This is a genomic window from Microcoleus sp. T3_A4 (assembly GCF_036700465.1).
Lineage (GTDB): Bacteria > Cyanobacteriota > Cyanobacteriia > Cyanobacteriales > Microcoleaceae > Microcoleus.
The window spans coordinates 25,655-51,399 of sequence record NZ_JAUBOY010000049.1 but is presented as its reverse complement, the minus strand read 5'-3'; the positions used below and the strand labels follow the sequence as shown (position 1 = coordinate 51,399).

Genomic DNA, 25,745 nt, shown 5'->3' with positions numbered 1-25,745 from the left:
CTATTCCTGCAAGGCTTCCACAACTGGACGCTCAACCCCTTCCACATGATGGGCGTTGCAGGCATCTTGGGCGGTGCCCTGTTGTGCGCCATCCACGGTGCAACCGTAGAAAACACATTGTTTGAAGACGGCGAAGGCTCAAACACCTTCCGCGCCTTCAACCCAACTCAGTCAGAAGAAACCTACTCGATGGTGACAGCCAACCGCTTTTGGTCGCAAATCTTCGGAATTGCCTTCTCCAACAAGCGCTGGTTGCACTTCTTCATGCTGTTCGTACCTGTCACAGGCTTGTGGATGAGCTCCATTGGCATTGTCGGTTTAGCATTAAACCTGCGCGCCTATGACTTTGTATCACAAGAATTACGCGCTGCTGAAGATCCTGAGTTTGAAACGTTCTACACTAAGAACATTCTGCTTAACGAAGGCATTCGTGCTTGGATGGCTCCGACAGACCAACCCCACGAAAACTTCATCTTCCCTGAAGAAGTTCTGCCTCGCGGTAACGCACTTTAAAAAAATCAGGATTTGGATTTCAGATTAATTTTATTTTTTTAACTTAATCTGAAATCCAAATCCCTATTCCCCGGCGCAGGCGCGGTACTCCCGTGCCCTACTAGGGAACAAAAAACCCAAAATCCAAAATCTAAAATCGTTGGAGGTTCTACCGGGTGGTAACGCTCTCTAATTCCTACGCAAGCGGTCGCGACCAAGAATCCTCCGGGTTCGCTTGGTGGTCTGGCAACGCTCGTTTGATCAATCTCTCCGGCAAACTGCTGGGCGCCCACGTCGCTCACTCTGGTTTGATCGTGTTCTGGGCCGGTGCAATGACTTTGTTTGAAGTCGCTCACTTTATCCCAGAAAAGCCCATGTACGAACAGGGCTTAATCTTGATGCCCCACATCGCTACTTTGGGTTGGGGCGTAGGCCCCGGCGGTGAAGTCACTGATATCTTCCCGTTCTTCGTAGTCGGCGTTCTTCACTTGATTTCATCTGCAGTTCTCGGTTTGGGCGGCATTTATCACGCCGTTCGCGGCCCGGAAGTTCTCGAAGAATACTCTTCTTTCTTCGGGTACGACTGGAAAGATAAGAACCAGATGACCAACATCATCGGCTATCACCTAATTTTGTTGGGTGGCGGTTGCTTGCTGCTGGTAGCTAAGGCCATGTTCTTCGGCGGTGTCTATGACACTTGGGCTCCGGGCGGCGGCGACGTGCGTATTATCACGAACCCCACTCTGAATCCGGCTGTGATTTTTGGCTACTTGGTGCGCTCTCCTTTTGGTGGCGAAGGCTGGATTGTCAGCGTCAACAACATGGAAGACATCATCGGCGGTCACATCTGGCTGGGCCTGATTTGTATCGCTGGCGGTGTTTGGCACATTTTGACCAAGCCTTTCGGCTGGGCTCGCCGCGCCTTAATTTGGTCTGGCGAAGCTTACCTGTCTTACAGCTTGGGTGCTTTGTCCCTGATGGGATTCATCGCTTGCTGCTTTGTCTGGTTCAACAACACTGCTTACCCCAGCGAATTCTACGGCCCGACGGGCCCGGAAGCTTCTCAAGCGCAAGCTTTGACCTTCCTGATCCGCGACCAACGCTTGGGTGCTAACGTCGGTTCTGCACAAGGCCCCACCGGTCTGGGTAAATACCTGATGCGCTCTCCTACTGGCGAAATCATTTTCGGCGGTGAAACGATGCGTTTCTGGGATTTCCAAGGCCCTTGGTTGGAACCCTTGCGCGGTACTAACGGTTTGGACTTGAACAAAATCAAGAATGACATTCAGCCTTGGCAAGCTCGCCGCGCTGCTGAGTACATGACTCACGCTCCTTTGGGTTCTTTGAACTCTGTGGGCGGTGTGGCGACTGAAGTTAACTCGTTTAACTTCACTTCTCCTCGTTCTTGGCTGTCCTGTTTCCACTTTGTGATGGGTTTCTTCTTCTTGGTCGGCCACTTGTGGCACGCTGGTCGCGCTCGCGCTGCTGTCGCTGGCTTTGAGAAGGGTATCGATCGCGAAAATGAACCAGTGCTGGCTATGCCAGACTTAGACTAATCGATCGAATTTATTTCTGATTTGATTGTCTAGTTGAAAAAGGCTCCTGCTTAACGGCAGGAGCTTTTTTTGATCTAAAAATATCTGAAAAAGCTGCGGATTGTTGATCGACTGTTCTCCGATCCCCTAGCAGCAGATACAATCCTAGACCTAGAAACCGGGTTTCTGAGTTAACCTGTTGAATTATGCTGTTTCTTTCCGTCAGCTCGTTCCTCAGCCAGCTTTTGCATCCAGGACTGAGATATTTCGGTGCGACCTTCATTGCTGGCGGTGAATGACTCTACAAGTCTTGAAACTTGACAATTTTAATCTTTTGGGGTACCGAGCTTGCAAGGCAGGCTCTACAAAGTTTATATTTAAAGTACCAAAGTTTTAATCCCACACAAATGGAAAGTTGCAATGGAAAGTTGCAATTTTAAGGTAGATCGCTACAGGTGCAAAACTAATCGACGATCGCCCTCAGGATATTTATATTTTATTAAATGGCTGTGCTTGCCGATTTTTTTAACAGGCACAAAACTTTTGGGCCGCTTACTATTATTGCTAGGAAAGCAAAAGATTAATAATGGACTCATTGAAGATCGAAAATCTCAAGGTGAGGTTCGATCGAGCAAATTTGCTCGAACGCATCGCCAACCGCATTCGTCGCTCTCTAGAACTACCGGAAATTCTGAGCGCAACAGCAGCAGAAGTTCAATCCTTCTTGGGAACAGACAGAGTAAAAATCTACAAATTTCATAGCGACGGTAGCGGTGAAGTGATTGCCGAATCAATTAACGGCAACCGCTTGCCATCCCTATTGGGTCTGCATTTTCCAGCAGACGATATTCCCCCTCACGCCCGCGAACTGTTCGCGCAAGTACAGGTGCGATCAATCGTCGATATAGATTCCGGGCAGCTAGGCCAAAGTCCGCGCCGCGAGGCGGTTTCCGGCCAACTGCTGCCCGACGACCAAATGCGCTTTCGTGCGGTTGACCCCTGCCACGCTGAATACTTGACTGCACTGGGCGTCAAGGCTTGCTTGGTAGTACCAATTTTTCACGGCGAAGAATTGTGGGGATTGTTGGTATCTCACCACTCCGAGTCCCGGAGTGTGGGAGAAAACGAACTCCAAGGCGTTCAGATGGTGGCAGATCAGCTCGGCGTCGCCATAGCCCAATCAACCCTCCTCGCCGAAGCGAGGGCGAAAGCTCAAGGGGAAGCTGCCGTCAACCGCGTGGCTGCTGCCCTTAACTCCCAGCCGGCGATTGAACTCCAAACGGCTTTGGTAGAATCGGTAGCAGCACTAGACGCCGCCGGCGGCAGGCTGTGCATTTTCGCCACGCCATTCATTTCCGACAGCAGCAAGGTTACGAATCGAGTTCCCTATTCGGATAACTCCACTGGCGAACTCACAGTCTACACTTGTGGCTTAGGGCCGAAGATGGGAATTTCCGCAAAATACCCGCAGGTTGAGCAATACAGCGTCTGGCACGAATATTTTAAATCCGGCGAGCAACAGGTTTGGGCAATTCCCGACTTGTACCAAATTAGCAGTTTGAGAAGCCTACAACCTGCATTTCGATCGACCAAAATTCGCAGCATTTTAATCGTACCACTCACAACCCGCCAGCACATATTCGGTTACTTGACCATTTTTCGAGAAGAATTTGACACCGAAACTCTCTGGGCTAGACAGTTTGATAGCGACGGGCGGCTTGCCCAATCTCGGATATCTTTTGAAGCGTGGAAAGAGTCAAAAACTGCCCAAATTCGCGACTGGAAGGCTGAAGAAATTGAATTGATGCAAATTTTTGGCACCCACTTTTCTAATGCTATTAACCACTACCAACTCGATCAACAAATAGAGGAACTTAACACAAATTTAGAAAATCAAGTTCAAAAGCGCACCGCTCAACTACAGCAGTTGACCCAACAGCAGCGAGTGCTGTTTGAAGTGGTGGCAAAAATGCGGAAATCCCTCGACTTGAACAAGATTTTTAGCACGATGTCCGAGGAAGTGCGACGGGCTTTAAATGCCGATCGAGTTGCGGTTTACCGCTTCGAACCCGCGTCGGAATTTAACGACGGCCAATTCGTTGCCGAAGATGTTTTGCCAGATTTTGTGTCAGCAATGGCAGTCAAAGTACACGATCGCTGCTTTGGAGAAAACTACGCCAATCTTTACTCTCAGGGGCGAGTTCACGCCATGTCCGACATCAGACAGGCCGGACTGCAAGATTGCTATGAGCAACTATTGGAGCAATTTCAAGTCAAAGCTACTTTAGTTGCACCGATTATGAAAGGCAACGACCTTTGGGGGTTGCTGTGCGTACACCAATGTTCGGCTCCCCGCAACTGGGAATCTTCCGAAATTAAGTTTGCTACCCAAATTTCCGCTCAGCTCAGTATCGCCCTAGAACAAGCAGATTTGCTCGCTCAAACTCAGCAGCAAGCAGTTGAGTTGCAGCGGTCAGCAGAGCAGGAGCGAATACTGTTTGAGGTAGTTGCTAAGATTAGACAATCTCTCGATTTAGATACAATTTTTCGGACTACAACTACAGAATTGCGGCGGATATTAAAAGCCGATAGAGTTGGTATTTATCGCTTCGATCCTAGTTTAAACTTTAATGAAGGCGAATTTATTACCGAAGATGTTTTGCCTGGTTTTTCTTCGGCAATGGATGTAAAAGTTCGCGATCATTTCTTTAGCGAAAACTATGCGAAAAAATACAGTCAGGGACAGATTCAAGTGCTACCAGATGTCGAGAATGCTGGACTTTCCGAGTGCCATGCTGCTCTTTTAGCTCAATTTCAAATTAGAGCTCAGGTGATTATGCCGCTGATGAATGGCAGCGAACTTTGGGGTTTGCTGTGCGTGCACCAGTGCAGCGGTTTGCGCCATTGGAACACTTCGGAAATTCAGTTTGCTAGGCAAGTGGGAATTCAGTTGAGTGTAGGATTAGAACAAGCAGATTTGTTGGCTAAAACGCGGCAGCAGTCAGTTTATTTACAGTGGGTAGCCGAGCAACAGCGGATACTGTTTGAAGTGGTAGCCAAGATTCGGGAGTCTCTCGATATCGACGCAATTTTTAAGACGGCTACTCAAGAAGTTTGTCAGTTTATGCAAGTTGATAGAATAGCTGTTTATCAATTTAATCCTGATTGGAGTGGCTATTATGTAGCCGAGTGTGTGAAAGATGGCTGGATAAAATTGGTAGGGGAAGGTATCAGTACAGTTTGGCAAGATACTTATTTGCAGGAAAATCGAGGCGGCAGATATGCCAATAATGAAACTCTAGCCATTGACGATATCTATCAAGTTTGCCACTCGGAGTGTGTGGTCGGTATTTTAGAGCAATTTCAGGTGAAGGCTTATGCGATAGCGCCGATTTTTGTAGGACAAAAACTTTGGGGTTTGCTGACAGCGTATCAACATTCTGGGCCCCGCTGTTGGGAAAGTTCAGAAGTTAAATTTTTAGCTCAGATTGCTAATCAATTAGGCGTAGCTATCCAACAAGCCGATTTGCTGGCTCAAACCAGACGCCAAGCAGAACAAATCGCTCAAAGTTTAAAGGATTTGCAGCACACTCAAGCTCAATTGATTCAAACTGAAAAAATGTCTGGTTTGGGGCAACTGGTAGCCGGGATTGCTCACGAGATTAACAATCCGGTTAATTTTATTTACGGCAATCTCAATCACGCTAGTGAATATACTGCTAGCTTACTAAGTTTGCTGGAACTTTACCAGCAGCAATATCCCGCTTATAGTCCTGAAATAGACAAATTGAGTGAAGATATTGACTTGGAATTTCTGCTAGAAGATTTGCCCAAATTGCTATCTTCAATGAAGGTGGGAGCCGATCGCATCCGTCAAATAGTTTTGTCTTTAAGGAATTTCTCCCGTCTTGACGAAAGTCAAATGAAGGCGGTTGATATTCACGAGGGCATTGACAGCACGCTGTTAATTTTACAGCACAGGCTGAAATCTAATGCGGACAGTGCCAACATTGTGCTAGTGAAAGAATACGGCATTTTGCATCGAGTTGAGTGTTATGCGGGACAGTTGAATCAGGTATTTATGAATGTAATTGGAAATGCGATCGATGCTTTGGAATCGCACAAGTTGCTCGCTGGTAAATCTGTAGTTCCTCAAATTAAAATTTCTACTGCTGTCGGTCAACTTAATGGTACTATTCCTAGCGCGCTGATTCGGATTTCTGATAACGGTACGGGAATTTCGGAATCTATGAGAAAACGCATATTTGACCCTTTTTTCACGACTAAAGCAGTGGGAAAAGGTACTGGATTGGGACTGTCAATTAGTTACCAAATTGTAGTAGAAAAACACGGTGGCATTTTAAAATGCAATTCAGAATTAGGGAAGGGTACTGAGTTTGTGATCGAGATTCCGCTTCGACAGCAGCCAGCAGTCATTACTCATTAGAGATTGTAAAATCCCGCCAACACTCAACACTCAACAATCAGGGACATAGCAATCATAATGGATATAATTAATCTGCGTTAATCTGTGTTAATCTGCCCTCCTCTGCGGTAAAAAAAAGAGAATTTATGAACCGCAGATGACAAGGGATTGACGCAGATTCACGCAGATGCAGAGAAGAGATATATGAATAATAATTCCGATGCTAACAGATTTGAAATCAGGCTTGATCATGCGTATGCCATCGCATAGCCGCCTTGCGGCATCGGGTGTGACAGTTGCCTAAGTCCTGATACCAAAAGATGTATTTAATTGACTTTCAGAGATTAGTTTCGCTCTTTTGTAGTTCTTGTTGGAGAGTATTCTTGACACGATCGTACTCAACCTCGATTTTATCCAAAAGGGTTGAGGCTTGATCTAGTTCACCAGAGGTACTCATGGCTTCTAACCTGCTACAAAGCTGGGCGAGAGGAGCCGCGCTTAGATTCGCACTACTGCCTTTGAGGGTATGAGCCACTCGCTTTAGGGTTTGAGTATCCGCTTGGGCGATCGCTAATTTCATAGCTTGTAGCAACTTTAGAGATTCCTCAAAATAGCAGTTCGCCAGCAAGCTCAAAATCTGGGTTGAATCTTGATCGATGCTGCTACAGAAGGCTTGCAGTTCTGTGAGGTTAACCGCTGGCTTATCAATTTCTGGCTTGTTGCTATCTGATTCCTCGTTGTGGGCCTGCTGCGGTTCCGGGTTGGGTGGACACTGACTCAGCGCTTGCGTGAGAGCCTCTACTCGAATCGGTTTACTCATATAGTCATTCATGCCAGCATCAAGACAAACCTGGCGATCGCCCTGCATGGCATTCGCCGTCATGGCAATAATTCTGGGACGAGCATGAGCGGGCCACTCCTGGCAAATACGACGGCTGGCTTCTAGTCCATCCATCTCTGGCATTTGTACATCCATCAACACCACATCATAAGGCTGGCGATTCAGGGCTTCCAAGACTTCTAATCCATTGGCAGCAACATCGGCCCGGTATCCCAAACGCTCTAACAGCAGCAGTGCCACCTTCTGATTCACCAGATGATCTTCTGCTAACAGAATTCGCAGTGGGAGTGTCTGGGCCAGTTTCATATCATCCTGGACAGATCTAGGAAGCTGTTGTTGAACTTTTTTCGGTTGACCTTGTAGCACATGGATCAGTATTTGATAGAGCTGGGATTGTTTGATGGGTTTGCTTAAACAAGCCGCAAAGTGGGTGGAGAGGGCTGAAGAACTCGCTTCTGGGTAGCCCATTGAAGTCAGTAATACTAGGGGTAAACGGTGGCACTTAGGATGCTGGTGGATGGCTGAGGCGAGTGTGAGGCCGTCCATTTGTGGCATTTGCATATCTAAAATAGCCACATCAAAGGTTTCTCCAGTCTCAAGCCAATTGAGCGCTTCCACAGCCGATTGGGCAGCCCGACTCTGCATCCCCCAAGTCTCTGCTTGCAACGTCAGAATTTGTCGGTTAGTGGGCTGGTCATCCACGATTAATAAACGCTTGCCAGATAGTTCTGGTACCATTTCCATCGGTTCCGCTAACTCAGTAGCCACAGAGGAAGCCACAATTGTGAAGTAGAAGGTAGAACCCATTGTGACTCGATGAGAATTAGTGGCTAGCCATTTGGGTGAAGGGGTTCCTCCGACGTGACCTCTGGTCTCAACCCACATCATGCCGTTCATCATTTCACTAAGTCGCTTACTAATCGCCAGACCTAAACCTGTCCCTCCATACTGCCGAGTCGTCGAAGCATCTACTTGACTAAAAGACTTAAACAGTCGATCGAGCCGGTTGGCTGGAATACCAATGCCTGTGTCTTGAATGGCAAACTGGATTTCATACAAGCTTTCTGACAAGTTCCCTGGCTCAGAAATCGTTTTGTCAGAATCAACTAGACAGGCTTCCACGGAAATGGTAACTTCCCCAGTTTCAGTAAACTTAATCGCATTGTTGAGCAAGTTAACTAGAATCTGACGCAGACGGGTGACATCACCCAAAATGAAATTAGGAGTCTTAGGGTGGATCAGGTAGCCCAACTCAATATCCTTCTCATCTGCTTTAACTGCAAGTTGATCGATCGCACCTTCTATGCAATCTCTCAAGCTCAAGGGATGCTTTTCTAGCTCCAGCTTGCCCGACTCAATTTTGGAGAAGTCAAGGATGTCGTTGATGATACTCAGAAGCGTATCCCCACTATTGCGAATCGTCTCGATAAAGTCTCGCTGTTGAGCCTTGAGTTCTGTATCTAGCAGTAGTCCCGTCATGCCAATAACCGCATTCATGGGAGTGCGAATTTCATGGCTCATCATCGCCAGAAACTCACTTTTGGCTCGGTTCGCAGCTTCGGCTTCTCGTCTAGTTTGCTCCAGGGCACAGTTTTTCAGAGTTAATTCTTCTCGTTGTCGAGTTTCTTGCTCTAGTAATTTGGCTTGAGCGAGGGCAATTCCTACTTGAGTCGCGACGGATTCTAGCAGATCCACTTGATCGGGAGTCCAATGACGGTAACGATCGCACTGGTGCAAACAAATGGCACCATTCGGCTCTCCTTGATAAGAAGTTCGCACTACTAATGTCGATCTCAATTTGAGTCTGGTAAAAATTGAATCAGCAGAGGAGAGTAATGAATCGCAATAGACATCCGGGGAGGCGATCGCTTCATCTTGAGCCATCAACTGTTTTGTATAAGCAGGACTCGCGGCCAGAATGTCATGCTCCCTGCTGGGGGCTGCTCCGGGTGTTAGATACTCTGCAACGACAGGAAACTGAGGCTGTGGATTGTCCAGGTAAGTGCGAATTAAGCAGCGACTGGCCCCAAAAGTTTGCCCAATCTGAATAGCAGCCGTTTCAAATATCTGCTGAGCATTGAGGCTTTGCCGAATTTCTTGGGTAATTTGCTTCAGCAGTAGGGCTTTTTGCAACTGTCGCTGTAGTGCTTCTTCTGCCTGCTTGCGATCGGTAATATCCTTCATAAAGCAGTGATGCCCCACAAAGACATTTTGCTCGTCATAAGCAGAAACCATCACCAATTGTTTATAGAAGCTGGAGCCATCTTTTCGCATCCCCCTAGCCTCAACCTCAACTCTGCCCTCTCTCAACATCTGTTGATAAGCAGCTACCATTCTCTCAACATCTTCAGGAGCAACGGTTCTTTGCCAGTCCATCCCTAGCATTTCCTCCGGCTGATATCCCGTGATGGCGGCATAAGTTGCGTTAACAAACAGATAGCGTCCTTGAGTATCGAGTCGAGAGATGCCTGCTACGGCATTTTCTAGCGCGGCACTCATTTGTTGCAGTTCTGCTTCGGCGCGTTTGCGATCGCTAATTTCAATTAGAATGCAACCCACTGCTACAGGCTGCTCTGCATCCTTGAAAATGGGAAAGTGAGAAACGAGCCAGTGGCGCTTGACACCCGTTGGACTGGATAATGCTGTGCTAATTTCCAAATTGATCGAAGGTTTTCCAGTTGCTAAAACCTTTTGTAATAGTTGATTTACACCAGCAGCAAATTCTCCCAAAATATCATCGGTTGTCTTACCTAAGTGAGCCTCCACAGAGTGGCCATTAAATTCAGCTAGTGCCTCATTGATTTGTAAAAATTTAAACTGCCGATCGTGGATACACAGCCCCACCCCTGCTAGGGAAGCTCCGTTAAAGAAAGCATTCAATAATTGCTCTCTGGCTTGAATTTCCTGCTCCAACTTTTTGCGATCGGTAGTATCGCTGTGAGAACCAGTCATACGGACAACTTTGCCTGCTTCATCCAAAAGCGCTTGCCCTCGAGCTAAAATCCATTTGTAGCTCCCATCCTTGCAAAGCAATCGATGTTCTGTAATATAAAAGGGAGTTTTGCCCTCAAAGTGATCTTGAATTACTTGCATCACCCAATCGAGATCATTGGGATGCACCCGCTTGCTCCATTCATCCAGGTGATTAGGGATTTCATGGTCTTCGTAGCCCAACATCTCTTTCCAGCGAGCCGAGAAGAATACTTCATTGGTGTTGACGTTCCAATCCCATACCCCATCATTACTACCACGTAGGGCGAGTTCCCACCGCTCTTCACTCGCTTGCAGAGCGACTTCTGCCTCATGCCGTTCAATTTCACTACCTATCCATTGAGCCATCAGCTTCAGTAATTCCACATGGGCAGATTTAAAGCTGTCTGCACGGGGAGATTTGCTAGAAAAGCTGAGGGTACTGTAAACTTTGCCTGCAACTAAAACTCGTGTTCCAATATAAGCTTCCATGCCAAAGGCAAGATAGGCAGGATGGTAACGCCATTTTGAGGTGCCTGTATATTGGATGGTTAGGGGTTCATTTGTGTCTAAAGCTTCACAGCACAGAGTTTGCTTAATATCAAGGGCATCACCTGGTTTAAGGACTCGATCGGGCGATCGCGCAACCATTACCTCATAAAGATTATTTTGCACGCGAGCTAAAATGCCACTTTCCAGCCCTAAATTCTCACATCCCATGTCAATCAACGCTTGGATGCGCTGCTCAAAATTGAGATTTTGGGTAGAAGTAACTTCATATAAAGATCGTATCGCCGCCTCTCTTGTTCTTAATTCAGCTTCGGCTTGTTTACGTCTCTGAATTTCACCTTTGAGAGAGCGATTGATTCTGGATAATTTTTGCGTTCGTTCTTGAACCCGCTCTTCTAATGTGGCGTTAGCCTGTTTAATCTCCCTAAACCTTTGATTGAGTGCGATCGCCATCAATTGAAAATTGCGAGCAAGCTCATTGATTTCAGTAACAGAGCTATGTTTCCATTCAAATGTTCCTTCTGAAAGCTTGTTGGGTAAGTCAGCAGTCGCACCAGCTAAATAGGATAATGGCTTGACCAGTCGTTCGCTAACCAGCGTTGCAAACAAAAATGCCAACATGGTGATGACGAGTAGAATAATCAAGTCAGCCTTGTAGCGATTTTGTAAATTTTCTACATAGGGAGAGGCTGGAATTTCTAAGCGTAATCTCCAGTCCAGATCGGAGCTAATTGTAAATTCCTGTATATACAGAGAGTTTTTCCAACGGATCATCGGATTTTTGCCATTGCTAGGAAGCCACTGCTGCAAGGTTCCCTCTAAGGTGCGAGTGCTGCCGTTCTTTGAATCCTGAACCCTAATCAAAAGCTTTTGGTCGGATTGATTACTCGCAATGACTCGGTTGTTTTCATCGAGCAATGTAATGCCTAATTGCCGATCGTTACTCTGGAAAATGTAGAGAGATTTGATCTTGGTCAATCCTAATGAACCGTGGATTACCCCAAGAAAACGACCTTGAACTTGCAGGGGTACATTCAATCCTACATGAGTTTCGTCCATTAATAAATCTTTGTGGATAGAAGTCATCCAAGGTTTTGATCGCTTTTGAGCCTGGGTAATGAGAGATTTATGTTCCCTGCTTTCTTCGATCAACCGCCGACGGCTTTGATTAAAAGGAGAAGAAGTAGCTAAAATCTTTCCCGATGAATCGGTCGCATAAATTTTGTCAAAATCTGGCAACAACTGCTCGATCAGGCTAATGTTTTGTTCTAGCTGCTCGGATGATTTAATCGCTGTATTAGCAGCAGTTGCGGCTTCAGGTATGAGCGATTTCTCAGCTAATGTATTCAAAGCTAAGAGATGTCGCTGATGCCATCTAGATATTGCGCTCGTGAGACTTTTTGCGTTTGTTTGTAACTCCGTTTGCACCGTTGTCTGGATTTGACCAAGAAAGGATCTACCATCAATCACTAATAGGAGCAGTCCTGGAATAAAGACAAAAGCAACCAACAGATGAAAAATAGTTTGTTGTAAAGAGAGGGCGAGATGTTTTGAATGAATAACCCACCGATTTCTCGGCGCATACGAAATGATTAAGCTGGCAACTAAGGCATTAAAAATGCCGTTGGCTGCTTGTTTGCACATAACGAGGATGGCTTGATTCGCGTCCATGTGCATCATTTGACCGTAGAAAAGCCAAACGAGGGGCATTCCAATTAAGAACCAGTAAATCCCATCGAATAAAAGGAGGTTCGGATGTTTGCGCTTCTTGCAAAGAAACCCTACAAACAGAGCCTCAATTACCAAAATAATCGTGGCGTATGGATGATGCCAAAGGACATAAGTATAGCTGCCTGCTATTAGACCAGCCAAGCCTCCCCAGCCCCAGCCGAAATAGTAAGTAATAATCAGTACCGCAATACTGCCAAAGAGAAAATCAACCCCAAATAAAAGAGACACACTGAAATAGTTGCCCAGAAAACCCGCACCAGTGAGAAGGGCGATCGCACCAAACCATCTTTGATCACGCACTGAGCTAGCTCCTTCCATAAACTTCTAGAATCGCTACTTGCTGAATATAAACTGATTTTGGTAAAAAATTGTCGTAGACACACTCTCGTTCTATCCCTGACAGTTTTCATGAATGTCGCACAACCGATTATTGAGGCTTTAATACTAATATCAAGGCTTACTCATGCAGGACTTGATATTTCGCTAAACTTTTAAAAAATAATTATTCCAAATTTCGAGAGGCATAGTTTTTACCCTTATGATTTAACGGGTGAATTCATTAACTGTATGAATCTTGGTGCAAAAAGTATTACGACCTTTGTCTTTGGCTTGATAAAGTGCTGCATCGGCAGCAGTAATTAAAGTTTCTGGCCGGCTCTCTTGGGTAGGAATCACACTGGTAATACCGAAGCTGAGCGTAATGCAATGATTCGGAGAACTCTTATGAACTATTGCTAAAGCTTGGATGCAAGCCTGAATTTTTTTAACGATTTGGACGGCTCCCTCAAGCTCTGTTTCGGGCAAAATCACTACAAATTCTTCACCTCCATAACGTGCGACTAAATCTCCAGCTCGATTAATACTGCGATTGAGAGCTGCGGCAACTTGCTGTAAACATACATCCCCTGCTTGGTGTCCATAAGTATCGTTGTAAGGCTTGAATAAATCGATATCACACAAAATCAGTGACAAAGGAGTTTGCTGCCTCGTCATGCGTCGCCACTCCTCCTCTAGCTGTTGGTCAAACTGACGGCGATTGGCAATCTGAGTCAAGCCGTCAATTGACGCGAGGTATTTTAATTGCCGATTGGCGGCTTCTAGCTGTTTGTAAAGTAGGGTTTGTTGCTGTTGCAAGTGGAATTGCTGAATCAACCGTCGCACTCTCTGTCCCAGAACAGCCCAGTGAATCGGCTTAGTGATATAGTCAGCCGCTCCTGCTGCAAACGCTCGATCGACAGATTCTTTGTCTTCCAAGCTAGTAATCATCAAAATAGGTGGGCGATCGCTCTCAGGCACTTCAGATAATTTTTGACAACAAGCAAAACCATCCATAGTGGGCATCACTGCATCTAGCAGGATGAGGTCTGGATGTACTTCCTCATAAGCTGCTAGCCCTGTCAACCCATCATTAGCTTCAGCCACTCGGTATTTTTCCTTCTGTAAATACAGTCGAAGTTGCAAACGCATCAAGGCATCGTCATCCACAATCAGAATTAGAGAGGACGATTCCGTAGATGGGTTAGTCGAAATGGCTGACTCTTCTAATGATTGATACATATGTCATCGTGTATCTCAAGCTTTGGAAATATTCTAGCCTAGCATATTTTGAGCTTGGGATGGAAAGTAAAAAATTGGCTAATATGTCATAAATTATACACCATCTAAGCTGCCGCAACAAAATCCTAGGCAGCGTCGGGTTTGTTTAACCAACAGCCACAGTTTACTTAAAAGTTCTCGCTTTTTTTTGGGGATATAAAGTCTGGTAACTTGCGCTAATTTTTGTAAATATGTAATTATTTTTGGGGGCATTAAACAGTTTTTACAACGTCGAGCGAGCTTTGACGAACGATCGCCAGTTATCTGGCGATCACCACTGGAATAATATGCTATATTTCTCAACTAAATTCAGCCTTTTTCAGGTGCATCAAATTCCAACCTCATCTTTGAGCGATCGTCCGAGCTATTTTTGGGAAATACATCTGATGGTCACATTATCGCGTATAGCTTCGCCCTTAGTTGAGCGTTTGTCCGCACCAGGAAGCTCTGACGGCCAAAAGGCGTAAGCTTTGTTAAGAAATTTTTACAGCCTTTTGCGCGTTCTCCGATAGGTTGTTTCTCTTCTTTCTCCCAATAATCCCCCCAGATAGTGTATAAACTCCTGTCTTTGGGCTTGAGTCTGGAACACATCGTCAAAGCGTTGGCACTATCTTTCAAAGCATGGGGGCATGGAAGCTAATACTATAGCAATTCTCGCATCATTTGTGAATTTCTTACGGACTCCCCGCGAGTTCGGGGAGGGTTGGGGAGGGTAAAAAAATTATGACTCCTGCAAGAATTGCTATATACTATAATCACTGGAAAACAGTAAATTAACTTGATAGAGATCCCTGACTATGGAAGTAGCACTCCCTGATTTTTCTCAAGATTTTTCTCAAAGCTTTCAAAAAACGAAAGAAGTTTGGACGGAACAAGTCGGAAAAGCAGTTAATTCTGTTTCAGAAGCAACAGCACAAGCTAAATATTCTCTATCTGAAACTGCGTATCAGGCAAAAGAAGCTCTCACTCAAACTACGAATTCTGCCGTTAATACTGTTAATCAAGGTACGAATAATGCTTTAGGTACTGTAGCAGAGAAAACCGAAACAGCGAGGATTTCTATATCGGAAGTCGCCAATCAAGCAGTTAGTCGCGTCAGTGAAAGTACCAACAAAGCTGTTGATGCTGTTTCTCACTCTGCGGCAAGTGCTAAAGAAACTATTAATCAAACTACTAACTCTGCGATCAATACTCTGAATCAAAGCACTAGCCAAGCTGTAGAGAGTGTAAATCAAGCTACCGAAAAGGCTAAGGCTTCATTAGAAGATAGCCTTAACAAGGCGACAAATATGAGCGATACCGCTTCAGATGCCCTTCAAAGTGCTATCAATACTACTGTTAAAGAGTGGATTGATTCTAATCCTGTAATTTTTTGGCTTGTGAGTCATCCGCTGATATCTTTAGCACTGATACTACTATTTATATTCATTACATTGGGTTTTTTTCAGGGTTTAAGTAGCTTGTTTGCTGGAGGATGGTTATTTATTCTGCAAAGCCCTGTAAAATTTATGCAAAGAGTTTTGAGTGTCGGCTCTAAATCTGTAAGTAATGTCGGTAGAGTGGCTGTAAACTCATTGGTTTCAAAGAATACCGAAGACAAAAATAATTCAGGTTTACAATTGAGGGGAGTTGAATCAAACAGTTTAGAGTCTCAAGAACGACTTGCTAATATTTTGACAAGGTTGGAAACCATTCGACAAGAGCAGAATCAGCTTTTACAAGAGGCGTCGGCTATTTTAGGCAACAAATTTAAGGCAGAGTGAGAAGGTGTGGGGCGATCGCAACTCGTGGTAAATTTAAGAAATCAAGGCTTTCCATCAAAGCCAGATCCATGAAGGCTTGTAGTCGATCGCTCAAAACGCCATGCCCGATTCCGAATTTTCCGATGATTTAAAATGGACGCCAGAAGCCAAGGCGAAGCTGAAAAATATTCCCTACTTTGTCCGGGGACAAGCCCGCGTCCGCATCGAGCAGTTGGCCCGCGAAGCCGAAACCGAAGTCGTCACCGTTGACTTAGTTGAGCAAGCTCGCATTGAGTTTGGGCAATAAGGGCTCGAAAGGTACCCTAAAGCTTTACACTATAATTTGCCTGATTTTGATGTTCACAGAGCTACTGAGTCACCCGTGCGGAAAATAGTTATTGCTGGCAACTGGAAAATGTACAAAACTAGGACTGAATCCCTAGAGTTTCTTCAAGGATTCATGTCCTGCCTGACGGAAACCCCAGAGGAACGGGAAGTCGTGCTTTGCGTTCCCTTCACTTCCTTGGCTGTCCTCTCGAAAAATTTGCACGGCAGCCGGATCAGACTCGGTGCTCAGAACGTCCACTGGCAAGAGTCGGGAGCTTTTACTGGGGAAATTTCCGGGCCAATGCTGAGTGAACTTGGTGTCCGTTATGTCATCATCGGCCACAGCGAGCGACGCCAATATTTTGGGGAAACTGACGAAACGGTGAATTTGCGGCTAAAAGCGGCTCAGAAATACGATTTAATTCCGATTCTGTGCGTTGGGGAAACCAAGCAGCAGCGAGATGCAGGGGAAACTGAATCTCACATTTTTTCTCAGTTGGAAAAAGATCTAGTTGATGTTGACCAAAATAAGTTGGTAATTGCTTACGAGCCGATTTGGGCGATCGGCACTGGCGATACTTGCGAAACGAAGGAAGCTAACCGAGTTATTGGTTTGATTCGCAGTAAATTGACTAATCCGGGCGTGCCAATTCAGTACGGCGGCTCTGTTAAACCGGAGAATATTGATGAAGTTATGGCGATGCCTGAGATTGACGGGGTTCTGGTAGGCGGTGCTAGTTTGGAAGCTGCGAGTTTTGCTCGAATTGTCAATTATCAGTAATTAGGTAATTGCTAATTGGTAAGTGTTAACTGGTAATTGGAACAAGGGCAGCGGGAATTAAACAGCTATCGCCTACAATTGTGATGTGCCGTTCAGTGTTTCTCGGATCGGGAGAATTAACCTATGACTGCGATCGTTAAACCCAAGCCAGCCTTAGACGAGTTCCTCAAACTTCCTGAAACTGAACCGGCCTCAGAATTTCTTGAGGGACAAATCATTCAGAAGCCCATGCCTCAAGGTGAACACAGCGTACTTCAAGGTGAACTCTGCAAGACTATCAATCAAGTAGCGAAAACTCGGAAAATTGCCAATGCTTTTCCCGAGTTGCGCTGCACTTTTGGCGGCGCATCAATCATGCCAGATGTAGCAGTATTCCGATGGGAAAGAATTCCTTGTTTGCCGTCGGGTAGAATTGCTAACCGCTTTGACATTAATCCCGACTGGTCGATAGAAATTCTCTCTCCAAACCAAAGCCAAACAAAAGTGCTGAGTAACTTACTCCACTGTTCGCGAAACGGCACTGAGTTGGGGTGGTTGCTAGATCCAGAAGAAGAGAGTATTTTGGCAGTATTTCCAGGACAAAAAGTAGAACTGTACAAAGGTGCATATCTGTTGCCAATAATTGATAAAATTGAATTAGAATTGACAGTTGACACTGTTTTTAGCTGGTTAAGTTTTGGTTGAATTAAGAATGGCGCTTCTGCTTTATTCTTGCGTATTTTAAAGATGAATTTCGTTTTACAAGAAGCGATTTCAATCGCCGAGTGATTAGGTGATATGATAAATAACAAAAAAATTACAATTAGAAATAAAGTTTTTGAGTGGGAAAAACGAACTTATTTGATGGGCGTTGTGAACGTAACCCCTGACAGTTTTAGTGACGGCGGAGATTTCTATACCATAGAATCTGCTTTAGCGCAAGCTGAAAATATGGTAAAATCTGGAGTTGATATTATTGATATTGGCGGTCAATCTACTCGGCCAGGTGCAGCGGAAATATCCTTAGCAGAGGAGATCGATCGCGTTATACCTGTAGTACAAATACTGCGACAAAAAGCCGATATTTTTGGCTCAGTTCCTATTTCGGTCGATACTACCAGATCGCAGGTTGCTAAAGCTGCGGTTGAGGCGGGAGCGGATATAATTAACGATATTTCGGGAGCTACTTTTGATGCGGAAATGCTGTCAACCGTTGCTCAGTTAAAAGTGCCAATAATTTTGATGCACATTCGGGGTACTCCCCAGACGATGCAACAACTCACAGATTATCTGGATTTAATGGGAGAAATTGGGGAATTTTTCGAGAGTCGAATTGCGGCAGCAGTTGCTGCGGGGATTGACAAATCTCAAATAATTCTCGACCCTGGTATTGGTTTTGCTAAGAATTACAGTCAAAACTTAGAAATTCTGCGAGAGTTGCGAAAATTCCGTGTTTTAAACTGTCCGATTTTAGTCGGAGTATCGCGAAAAAGCTTCATAGGTCACATTTTGAATCAGCCAGAAGCGAAACAAAGAGTTTGGGGGACAGCGGCGGCTTGTACAGGTGCGATCGCAAATTTGGCAGATATCTTGCGAGTTCACGATGTCAGAGAAATGCACGATGTTTGTCTGGTTGCCGACGCTATCTTCAGGAATCAGTCTTGAGAAGTCGGAGTATCGATAACTTTCATTTCTCCGCCCTCAGAATGAATCACATCGGGCATAGAACCCATCAGCTCGCCCAGGGCTTCGGTCATGCTCCTCGGGTCCATAAACAGAATTTTGGCATTGTCGCTTTCGCCCAATTTTTGTTGAGCCTCTAAGTATTTTTCAGTTACTAAGTAATTCAAAACTTGCTTGCTATTGGGATGGGAGTCTAAAGCTTCAACTAAGAGCCTCATATACTCCTTAGTGCCGATCGCCTTATTAACCATTGCTTGCCACTCGCTCTTGGTGGCGCGCTCCAATTCCATAGCTTCTTGCACCCTTTTCGGAGGTGTAATGCTTTGAATTTCCACCCGAATTACTTTGACACCCCAAGTTTCAGTAGCTTCGTCCAACTTTTTGAGTAACTTTTTATTCATGTCATCTCGGGAACCCAAGATGTCTTGCATGGGCAATCGACCAATTTCAGCGCGAAACGTCGTTAAAACTAAGTTGGCGATCGCATTTTCAATTTGATCTATTCCATAATAAGCTTTCTGTAAATTCACAACCCGCCAATACACAACGGCATCGACTTCGAGAGCCACATTATCTCCCGTGATTGCTGACTGAGGTTTAATGTCTAAAACTCTTTCACGGCTTGTGTCCACGCAGACGACTTTTTCGACCAGGGGACTGATAAAGTGGAATCCTGGCTTGAGGGTGCGCTTGTATTGACCCAAACGTTCCACTAAAGCTTCGTCGCCACCGCTGACTATTTTGACGCTTGAGTTAACAGCGTAGCCGAGGATGAGCGCAAAGAGCATGGTAAGAATAGACTGCCCCATTTCTATTTTCCTGCTAAGGTTGACTGAGAATCGATCGGAATTCTACTCTAATTTAACTCAAACTCGGCCCCGCAGTGCTAAAATATCTCGACTGTTAATAACTAACTATTTCATCGGGTGGGCCCCATCGGCTCCGACTCTTACGGCGCTAGTGAAACCCAGCATATCAACAACACGTTTCCACAAAAGACATGAAAAACGATCGAGAGTTTCCCTGGCTCAAACCTTTGAGGTGGATTGCCCCAAGCCTTTTGTTGGGTGCAGGAATCTGCAATGTCGCAGCGGCCCAACCGGCACAAGCTGAGACAATCGCCCTGCAACTCTCCCAAAACTTGCAATCGCAGAACTTGCAGCCCCCGCGCCGCACCCCTGCTGTTCGGGAAGTTCTGTCCTACGAGATGAAGGGAGACGAACTAAGGATTTGCAAGCAGGAAGGCAACTCCGAGAAAAAGTGCCAAGTTGTAGGTAAAGGCTACACGATGGGTTTGAGAACTGCCAACGACCTTTACGGTCAAGGAAATGCTGTCAATGCCGAAGCTTTGTACCGGCAACTAATCGCTCGCTATCCCAAAGAAGCGGATGCTTATTACAAGTTGGGAACTATGCTGTCGGGGCAAGATAAAATGAGCGATGCGATCGTTCTATTCCAAAAAGCAATTGAAGTCAACCCACAGCACGCCAAAGCTCACAACGATTTAGGCGTGGCAATGGCAAGTCAAGGCCAGTTGCCAGAGGCAATTGTTCAGTGGAGACAAGCCGTTAAAATTAACGATCGATATCCCGATGCTTTAAACAATTTAGGAGTCGGTTTGTACCAGCTAGGAGACAAGGAAAACCAAGCGGAGGCGGTAGCCAGTCTCAAAAAAGCTAAGGAGTTATTTATCAAGCAAGGTAGAACTCAAGCTGCTAACAGAGTAGATAAAATTTTGGAGGAAATTAATTCGCGATCCAGCGAGTCCTAAACTCAACCGCCGATCGCCGATTGAAAGAAAAAACATCTTTGGCGATCGGCGTGAATCAGCGTTCAGCGGCGGTTAAACACACCCAAAAACGAGAATCTAAAGCATTTCCTTCAAAACTTGTATAATCAAATCTCCATCCACCCGATCGCTCACAGCAGCCTCACCCAAGCGCACCGGCAACACAAACCGCACCTTGCCATCCTGCACTTTTTTATCGAGTTGCAAAGTATGCAAAATTTCCTCAACATCCACACCTGCAGGCAATTTGGCAGGTAAACCCGCTTTTTCAATCAAAGCAGACTGACGGCGATCGCACTCAGCATCCCACATTCCCAACTCCACAGCCAATCGGCTTGACGCAGCCATGCCGATTGCTACTCCTTCCCCGTGATTGATCACCTTGTAATTGGTCAAACTTTCCACAGCATGACCGATGGTGTGTCCGTAATTCAAAATCGCCCGCAAACCCGATTCCTTCTCGTCTTTGCTTACCACCTCAGCCTTAGCTTGGCAAGACCTGCTCAAAATTTCTGCCAACAAATCCGCCTTCACATAGCGCATTTGATCCAAACGCTTGCACTTTTCCAACTTTTCAAACAATTCAACATCCCAAATCACCCCGTACTTAATCACTTCCGCCATCGCCGAACGAAACTCCCTCGCGGGCAGAGTTTTGAGTACATCCGGGTCAATTAACACCAAACGCGGCTGGTGAAAAGCCCCGATTAAATTCTTCCCTAAAGGATGATTTACCCCCGTTTTGCCACCAATAGAAGCATCAACCATGGCCAACAGCGAAGTCGGAACTTGTACGACATTAATTCCCCGCAGCCACGTCGCCGCAGCAAAACCCGTCATATCGCCAACCACCCCGCCGCCCAAAGCCACCATTGTCGAGGAACGTTCTAAGCGGTTTTCCAAAGCCGCACCGTAAATTTTCTGTACCGAATTTAAAGTTTTGTACTGCTCTCCCGGTGGTAAAATGCAGCTACTGACTTCCAAACCTGCTGATTCGAGGGCTGCGGTTGCTCTTTCGCCGTACTGCCGAAAAATCGACTGATTCGACACCAGCAGCACTTTTTTGCCCAAACTTAGATCGCCCATCATACTGCCGAGTTCGTCTAAGCCGCCCGATCGCACGCAAACATTGTAAGATTGTGGCCCCAAGTCAACTTTAATTATCGATTGCATATTTATCTAATTTAGATATTAGATTTTAGATTATCAGAAAATTGGGTTGAAAACCCCGTCACTTCGACGGATTAATGTCGATATAGTGTCGCTCTAGTATGGCATACTAGAGATAGCACAGGCTGAAAAACCGCTATCACAAGACAATATAAATCTGGGGTGTCCCCACTTGACAGGATAGGAAGTAGTAATGCGTAGTGGATGGCGATCACCACGATAAACAGAGCTAGGGTAGCCAATGAGCACCCGTTAAAGGGCAAAATCAAATACTTGATATTCAAGTTGTACCGTAGGGCATACGGAAACAAGGGGAGCAATCCTCTAAAGCTTGCGGAGATAAGCCCGCTGGGACTCCTCTAAATTAGACTCGAAACTTAGTTCTATTGACCGGGTTTTTGGTTTAAGTAGTGCCGAAAGGATAGAGAGTTTTAAGGTGTATCAGTGAACCAAGAATCCCCAGCCTTAATAGGTGGGGAGTGTCAAATGTCTTTTTATTGATTGTTTTGGAGAAATTGCCATGACTCTTAGCGGAGCAATAACTTATTTTGGGATTTTTGGCGGCATGATTGGCTTGGCAACAGTGCTGATGTTTGGTCTGCGGGCTGTCAAACTCATCTAATTTGCTAATTTAGATGTCTGAACCAGAGTATTTAATCTCTGGCAAAAGTATCACCTCGACAAAGTATTTGCGCCAAAAATCTCTGATTAAATCTGTAGATTGACGGCGCAAATGCTTTGTTTTATAGGACTAGATCCTATAACTCCCTACTTTAATACTTGATAGAAAGTAATTTAGTTAATGCTTCAATGGAAAATCTAAAATTTAAAATCTAAAATCTAAAATCCCTCGATTCCCCAATTATTCGCCTTGAGAATGAAGGAGCGATCGCACTTGTTATAAAATTTGATCGCTCCTGATTAATTACACGATTCGTTCTAATTGAGTAGATCGCACTTGTGCCAATTTCTCAGCCCCTGTCGTATCAAAAACAATCGCGTGTTTAGCCGTCGGCAACAACCGCTGTAAAATCTGTATGTATCCCTCCGCATCGCCCCGGCGGTGGAACCGAGCAACCACCAATCGCTGCATATTTGGTAATTGCCGCACGATACACCAGGGATGAGTGTTTAATTTGGGCTTCGATGTTGGTATCATAGGGTAATCCTTCCCCACGTTCGTGGGGTGTGGTAGAAAAAGCGATCGCCCTTAAGTTTTCCAGGCTCTGAGGGCGATCGTTTTCAGTGTACATAGATATCATATGTTGCATACGCATCAATGTCAAGTTAAAACATGGGATACGTTAGACTGCGGATTCGAGAACTAGCTGAGCAAAAGGGTTGGACACTAAAGCAAGTTGCCGATCGATCCGGAGTTAATTACAACACTGTCAGAAGCTACGTTCAGCGCGATGCTTTGAATACAGCCGATCTTTCTGCTGTCTACAAAATTGCCCGCGCCTTCGACGTGACAATGGAAGATTTGGTCGAGATTTTGGAAGATTGAGGGCGCACCAATGGGGCGAGTTCGACTAAAGATTCGAGAGTTGGCAGAAGAAAAGGGCTGGACGCTGCAAGACGTGGCCGAGCGCTCTGGGGTTAATTACAACACGGTTAAAGGGTACGCTAGACGCGATGATGGGATGAGTATGGTCGATCTGAGCGCCGTTCAGAAAATCGCCCTTGCTTTTGATGTAATGATTGAAGATTTGGTTGAGTTTTTGGAATAGTAAGGGCGCTCGCACTAATGGGCTACGTTAGACTGCGGATTCGAGAACTAGCTGAGCAAAGAGGTTGGACGTTCAAAGAAGTTGCCGATCGATCCGGAGTCAACTACAACACGGTAAAAAGCTACGGGAGGCGGGATGCTTTAAACACAGTCGATCTTTCTGCTGTCTACAAAATTGCCCGTGCTTTCGACGTGACGATGGAAGATTTGGTCGAGATTTTGGAAGATTGAGGGCGCACCAATGGGGCGAGTTCGACTAAAAATTCCAGCGCTGGTAGAAGAAAAGGACGATCTCGCTAATGGGATACGTTGATAAATGCCGTACTGATCGCCACCTTTTCTTTACTGGTTCGTAAAGCATATAACTACCTTCTATAGCCGATCGCCCGCTTTCCCCTAAAATAATTTTTACTAGATCCCCAATCTAAAATCGAAAATCCCAAATCTAAAATCGAAATGACTCATTCCACAGATATCGTCACCCTCGCCCGCTGGATGGCCGCCGATTTCAGCAACCAAGCCCAAGCCTTTGAAAATCCGCCATTCTTCGCCCACATCCGCGTCTGCATGAGGCCTTTACCCGTCGAAGTTCTGGATGGGATCAGCTTGTACCTAGAACAAGCCTACGATATTGAACTGAATGTACCGTACCGAGTCCGAGTTTTGAAATTAGTCCCGGTGGACGATCGAATCGACATCGAAAATTATGCCATAGAAAACGAAGAACAATTCTACGGCGCTGCCCGCGACCCGCAACGGCTGCAAGAAATCAAAAAAGCACAACTGACTCTACTTCCCGGCTGCACCTTTATTACGCAGTGGACGGGCAACAGCTTCAAAGGGTCTGTCGAACCCGGAAAAGGCTGCATGGTGGTCAGAAAGGGCAAAAAAACCTATTTAGACAGCGAATTTGAGATAGACCAAGACAAATTTATTAGCCATGATCGCGGACGTGACCCAGAAACCGACGCCCATGTCTGGGGAGCCCAGGCCGGCCCTTTTGAATTCACCCGCCGGGCCAGTTTCGCCGACGAAATTCCGGTTTAATCCAAAAAAACAGAGTCTCTCCTGGGCGAACACGCTTGATTAAAGGTTCAGAATGCACCAATACCTGGTACATTAACCCAGTATTGGCAAGCAAGATTCACCGTTGATTTATGAAAGTCCTGGTTATTGGTGGCGATGGCTATTGCGGTTGGGCAACCGCACTCTACCTTTCTAACAAAGGTTACGAAGTTGGCATCCTCGACAGCTTCGTGCGGCGGCACTGGGATCTGGAACTGTGCAGCGACACCCTCACTCCCATCGCACCGATTCAGCAACGACTCCAGCGATGGCAAGATTTAACGGGCAAGTCGATCGACTTGTTCGTCGGTGACATCACCAACTACGATTTTCTCAGCAAAAGCATGAGAAAATTTGCACCAGAGGCGATCGTCCATTTCGGCGAACAGCGTTCGGCACCTTTCTCAATGATCGATCGCGAACACGCAGTCCTCACTCAAGTCAATAACGTCGTCGGGACACTCAACCTGCTGTACGCCATCCGCGAAGACTTCCCCGACTGTCACCTAGTGAAATTGGGGACAATGGGCGAATACGGCACGCCGAATATTGACATTGAAGAAGGCTACATTACGATCGAACACAACGGCCGCAAGGATACACTACCCTATCCCAAACAACCAGGCAGTTTCTACCACCTGTCAAAAGTCCACGACTCCCACAACATCCATTTTGCTTGCAAAATCTGGGGTTTAAGAGCCACCGACTTAAATCAGGGCGTAGTCTACGGCGTGCTCACAGATGAAACCGGCATGGACGAACTGTTGATCAACCGTTTGGACTACGACGGAGTATTCGGGACAGCATTGAACAGATTTTGCATCCAAGCTGCGATCGGTCATCCTTTGACGGTTTATGGCAGTGGCGGACAAACCCGCAGCTTCTTAGACATTCGGGATACCGTGCGGTGCGTGGAATTGGCTCTAGCCAACCCCGCCGAAGCCGGACAATTCCGCGTCTTCAACCAATTCACCGAACAATTCAGCGTCGGCGATTTAGCCTCCTTGGTGCAAAAAGCAGGCATGGCAATGGGATTAAAAGTAGAAATCAACAACATCGAAAATCCCAGAGTCGAGAAAGAAGAACATTATTTCAATGCCAAAAACACCAATTTGCTAGACCTGGGTTTGCAACCGCACTATCTCTCAGATTCCCTGCTCGATTCTCTGCTGAATTTTGCTACAAAATATCAGCACCGTGTCGATAAAAATCAGATTTTGCCGAAGGTTTCTTGGAAGTAAGTTCTGGCTTCTATCTGCGGGGAAAGAGCTTTTTAACGAACCGCGAAGGCGCGAAGGGCGCGCAGTAAGAGAAAAGAAGGGAAGAGAGGAAAAGGGTTCGCAAGTTCTGAATGGAGTTTGCTGTATATTACGATAATC

The 25,745-nt window shown here is 45.8% G+C and carries 20 protein-coding genes and 1 pseudogene; 16 read left to right on the top strand and 5 right to left on the bottom strand.

Annotated features, from left to right (window positions below):
• The 3 genes and pseudogenes from QUA07_RS23995 to QUA07_RS23985 all read left to right on the top strand — a co-directional run.
• Positions 1-513 (top strand): annotated as a pseudogene (locus tag QUA07_RS23995) (photosystem II D2 protein (photosystem q(a) protein)); the annotation flags it as partial.
• A gap of 155 nt (positions 514-668) precedes the next feature.
• Positions 669-2,048, top strand: a complete 1,380-nt coding sequence (psbC, locus tag QUA07_RS23990) for a photosystem II reaction center protein CP43 (RefSeq protein ID WP_333330058.1) — start codon at positions 669-671, stop codon at positions 2,046-2,048.
• A gap of 565 nt (positions 2,049-2,613) precedes the next feature.
• The gene (locus tag QUA07_RS23985) at positions 2,614-6,474 is read left to right on the top strand and encodes a GAF domain-containing protein (protein ID WP_333330057.1); all 3,861 of its coding nucleotides are present in this window, start codon (positions 2,614-2,616) and stop codon (positions 6,472-6,474) included.
• A gap of 316 nt (positions 6,475-6,790) precedes the next feature.
• On the opposite strand, the gene QUA07_RS23980 is transcribed toward QUA07_RS23985, so the two are convergent.
• Both QUA07_RS23980 and QUA07_RS23975 read right to left on the bottom strand, forming a co-directional pair.
• Positions 6,791-12,823, bottom strand: coding sequence for a PAS domain S-box protein (locus QUA07_RS23980; RefSeq protein WP_445305908.1), 6,033 nt, complete (start codon positions 12,821-12,823; stop codon positions 6,791-6,793).
• 225 nt (positions 12,824-13,048) lie between these two features.
• Complete coding sequence (locus QUA07_RS23975) at positions 13,049-14,062, bottom strand: PleD family two-component system response regulator (RefSeq protein WP_333330049.1); 1,014 nt, start codon at positions 14,060-14,062, stop codon at positions 13,049-13,051.
• 242 nt (positions 14,063-14,304) lie between these two features.
• On the opposite strand from QUA07_RS23975, the gene QUA07_RS23970 reads away from it, so the two are divergent.
• From QUA07_RS23970 to folP, 6 genes are all read left to right on the top strand, one after another.
• Positions 14,305-14,568: a hypothetical protein gene (locus tag QUA07_RS23970; RefSeq protein ID WP_333330046.1), complete on the top strand. Its 264-nt coding sequence runs from the start codon at positions 14,305-14,307 to the stop codon at positions 14,566-14,568.
• A 330-nt stretch (positions 14,569-14,898) separates the two neighbouring features.
• Complete coding sequence (locus QUA07_RS23965) at positions 14,899-15,864, top strand: hypothetical protein (RefSeq protein WP_333330044.1); 966 nt, start codon at positions 14,899-14,901, stop codon at positions 15,862-15,864.
• A gap of 100 nt (positions 15,865-15,964) precedes the next feature.
• The gene (locus tag QUA07_RS23960; protein WP_006633749.1) at positions 15,965-16,150 is read left to right on the top strand and encodes a PCP reductase family protein; all 186 of its coding nucleotides are present in this window, start codon (positions 15,965-15,967) and stop codon (positions 16,148-16,150) included.
• Between the two features lie 75 nt (positions 16,151-16,225).
• Positions 16,226-16,951, top strand: coding sequence for a triose-phosphate isomerase (gene tpiA / locus QUA07_RS23955; protein ID WP_333075901.1), 726 nt, complete (start codon positions 16,226-16,228; stop codon positions 16,949-16,951).
• Between the two features lie 123 nt (positions 16,952-17,074).
• Complete coding sequence (locus QUA07_RS23950) at positions 17,075-17,635, top strand: Uma2 family endonuclease (protein WP_333330041.1); 561 nt, start codon at positions 17,075-17,077, stop codon at positions 17,633-17,635.
• A gap of 93 nt (positions 17,636-17,728) precedes the next feature.
• A complete protein-coding gene (gene folP / locus QUA07_RS23945; protein ID WP_333330038.1) occupies positions 17,729-18,595 on the top strand; it encodes a dihydropteroate synthase in 867 nt (288 codons plus the stop codon).
• Here folP and QUA07_RS23940 read toward each other — a convergent pair.
• Positions 18,586-19,422 (bottom strand): stomatin-like protein, encoded by an 837-nt coding sequence (locus tag QUA07_RS23940; RefSeq protein WP_333080056.1) that lies wholly within the window; start codon positions 19,420-19,422, stop codon positions 18,586-18,588. The two genes, folP and QUA07_RS23940, sit on opposite strands and share 10 nt — an antisense overlap.
• A 191-nt stretch (positions 19,423-19,613) precedes the next feature.
• On the opposite strand from QUA07_RS23940, the gene QUA07_RS23935 reads away from it, so the two are divergent.
• Entirely contained in the window at positions 19,614-20,384 is a 771-nt protein-coding gene (locus QUA07_RS23935; protein WP_333330034.1) for a tetratricopeptide repeat protein, read from the top strand.
• 96 nt (positions 20,385-20,480) lie between these two features.
• Here QUA07_RS23935 and aroB read toward each other — a convergent pair whose 3' ends face one another.
• Complete coding sequence (gene aroB, locus QUA07_RS23930; RefSeq protein WP_333330031.1) at positions 20,481-21,575, bottom strand: 3-dehydroquinate synthase; 1,095 nt, start codon at positions 21,573-21,575, stop codon at positions 20,481-20,483.
• A gap of 517 nt (positions 21,576-22,092) precedes the next feature.
• Here aroB and petL point away from each other — a divergent pair.
• Positions 22,093-22,194, top strand: coding sequence for a cytochrome b6-f complex subunit PetL (gene petL / locus QUA07_RS23925; RefSeq protein WP_006633742.1), 102 nt, complete (start codon positions 22,093-22,095; stop codon positions 22,192-22,194).
• 303 nt (positions 22,195-22,497) lie between these two features.
• On the opposite strand, the gene QUA07_RS23920 is transcribed toward petL, so the two are convergent.
• Positions 22,498-22,731 carry a hypothetical protein gene (locus QUA07_RS23920; RefSeq protein ID WP_333330028.1) on the bottom strand — a complete coding sequence of 78 codons (234 nt, stop codon included), beginning with the start codon at positions 22,729-22,731 and terminating at the stop codon, positions 22,498-22,500.
• A 135-nt stretch (positions 22,732-22,866) separates the two neighbouring features.
• On the opposite strand from QUA07_RS23920, the gene QUA07_RS23915 reads away from it, so the two are divergent.
• The 5 genes from QUA07_RS23915 (at position 22,867) to QUA07_RS23895 (ending at position 25,607) form a co-directional block, all read left to right on the top strand.
• Positions 22,867-23,079 (top strand): helix-turn-helix transcriptional regulator, encoded by a 213-nt coding sequence (locus QUA07_RS23915; RefSeq protein WP_333139222.1) that lies wholly within the window; start codon positions 22,867-22,869, stop codon positions 23,077-23,079.
• 10 nt (positions 23,080-23,089) lie between these two features.
• Entirely contained in the window at positions 23,090-23,302 is a 213-nt protein-coding gene (locus QUA07_RS23910; RefSeq protein ID WP_333330025.1) for a helix-turn-helix transcriptional regulator, read from the top strand.
• A 17-nt stretch (positions 23,303-23,319) separates the two neighbouring features.
• Positions 23,320-23,532, top strand: a complete 213-nt coding sequence (locus QUA07_RS23905; RefSeq protein WP_332942973.1) for a helix-turn-helix domain-containing protein — start codon at positions 23,320-23,322, stop codon at positions 23,530-23,532.
• A 225-nt stretch (positions 23,533-23,757) separates the two neighbouring features.
• A complete protein-coding gene (locus tag QUA07_RS23900; RefSeq protein WP_333330022.1) occupies positions 23,758-24,348 on the top strand; it encodes a chromophore lyase CpcT/CpeT in 591 nt (196 codons plus the stop codon).
• Positions 24,349-24,458: 110 nt separating this feature from the next.
• Positions 24,459-25,607 (top strand): NAD-dependent epimerase/dehydratase family protein, encoded by a 1,149-nt coding sequence (locus tag QUA07_RS23895; protein ID WP_333057384.1) that lies wholly within the window; start codon positions 24,459-24,461, stop codon positions 25,605-25,607.
• Positions 25,608-25,745 lie beyond the last annotated feature (138 nt).

Excerpts from the sequence above, each read along its gene's own strand:
- QUA07_RS23975 (WP_333330049.1), bottom strand. The coding sequence starts at position 14,062 with ATGTATCAATCATTAGAAGAGTCAGCCATTTCGACTAACCCATCTACG.
- QUA07_RS23960 (WP_006633749.1), top strand. The coding sequence starts at position 15,965 with ATGCCCGATTCCGAATTTTCCGATGATTTAAAATGGACGCCAGAAGCC.
- aroB (WP_333330031.1), bottom strand. The coding sequence starts at position 21,575 with ATGCAATCGATAATTAAAGTTGACTTGGGGCCACAATCTTACAATGTT.
- QUA07_RS23900 (WP_333330022.1), top strand. The coding sequence starts at position 23,758 with ATGACTCATTCCACAGATATCGTCACCCTCGCCCGCTGGATGGCCGCC.
- QUA07_RS23895 (WP_333057384.1), top strand. The coding sequence starts at position 24,459 with ATGAAAGTCCTGGTTATTGGTGGCGATGGCTATTGCGGTTGGGCAACC.
- QUA07_RS23910 (WP_333330025.1), top strand. The coding sequence starts at position 23,090 with ATGGGGCGAGTTCGACTAAAGATTCGAGAGTTGGCAGAAGAAAAGGGC.
- QUA07_RS23905 (WP_332942973.1), top strand. The coding sequence starts at position 23,320 with ATGGGCTACGTTAGACTGCGGATTCGAGAACTAGCTGAGCAAAGAGGT.
- petL (WP_006633742.1), top strand. The coding sequence starts at position 22,093 with ATGACTCTTAGCGGAGCAATAACTTATTTTGGGATTTTTGGCGGCATG.
- QUA07_RS23965 (WP_333330044.1), top strand. The coding sequence starts at position 14,899 with ATGGAAGTAGCACTCCCTGATTTTTCTCAAGATTTTTCTCAAAGCTTT.
- folP (WP_333330038.1), top strand. The coding sequence starts at position 17,729 with ATGATAAATAACAAAAAAATTACAATTAGAAATAAAGTTTTTGAGTGG.
- QUA07_RS23985 (WP_333330057.1), top strand. The coding sequence starts at position 2,614 with ATGGACTCATTGAAGATCGAAAATCTCAAGGTGAGGTTCGATCGAGCA.
- QUA07_RS23920 (WP_333330028.1), bottom strand. The coding sequence starts at position 22,731 with ATGATACCAACATCGAAGCCCAAATTAAACACTCATCCCTGGTGTATC.
- QUA07_RS23915 (WP_333139222.1), top strand. The coding sequence starts at position 22,867 with ATGGGATACGTTAGACTGCGGATTCGAGAACTAGCTGAGCAAAAGGGT.
- QUA07_RS23940 (WP_333080056.1), bottom strand. The coding sequence starts at position 19,422 with ATGGGGCAGTCTATTCTTACCATGCTCTTTGCGCTCATCCTCGGCTAC.
- QUA07_RS23935 (WP_333330034.1), top strand. The coding sequence starts at position 19,614 with ATGAAAAACGATCGAGAGTTTCCCTGGCTCAAACCTTTGAGGTGGATT.
- QUA07_RS23980 (WP_445305908.1), bottom strand. The coding sequence starts at position 12,823 with ATGGAAGGAGCTAGCTCAGTGCGTGATCAAAGATGGTTTGGTGCGATC.
- QUA07_RS23950 (WP_333330041.1), top strand. The coding sequence starts at position 17,075 with ATGACTGCGATCGTTAAACCCAAGCCAGCCTTAGACGAGTTCCTCAAA.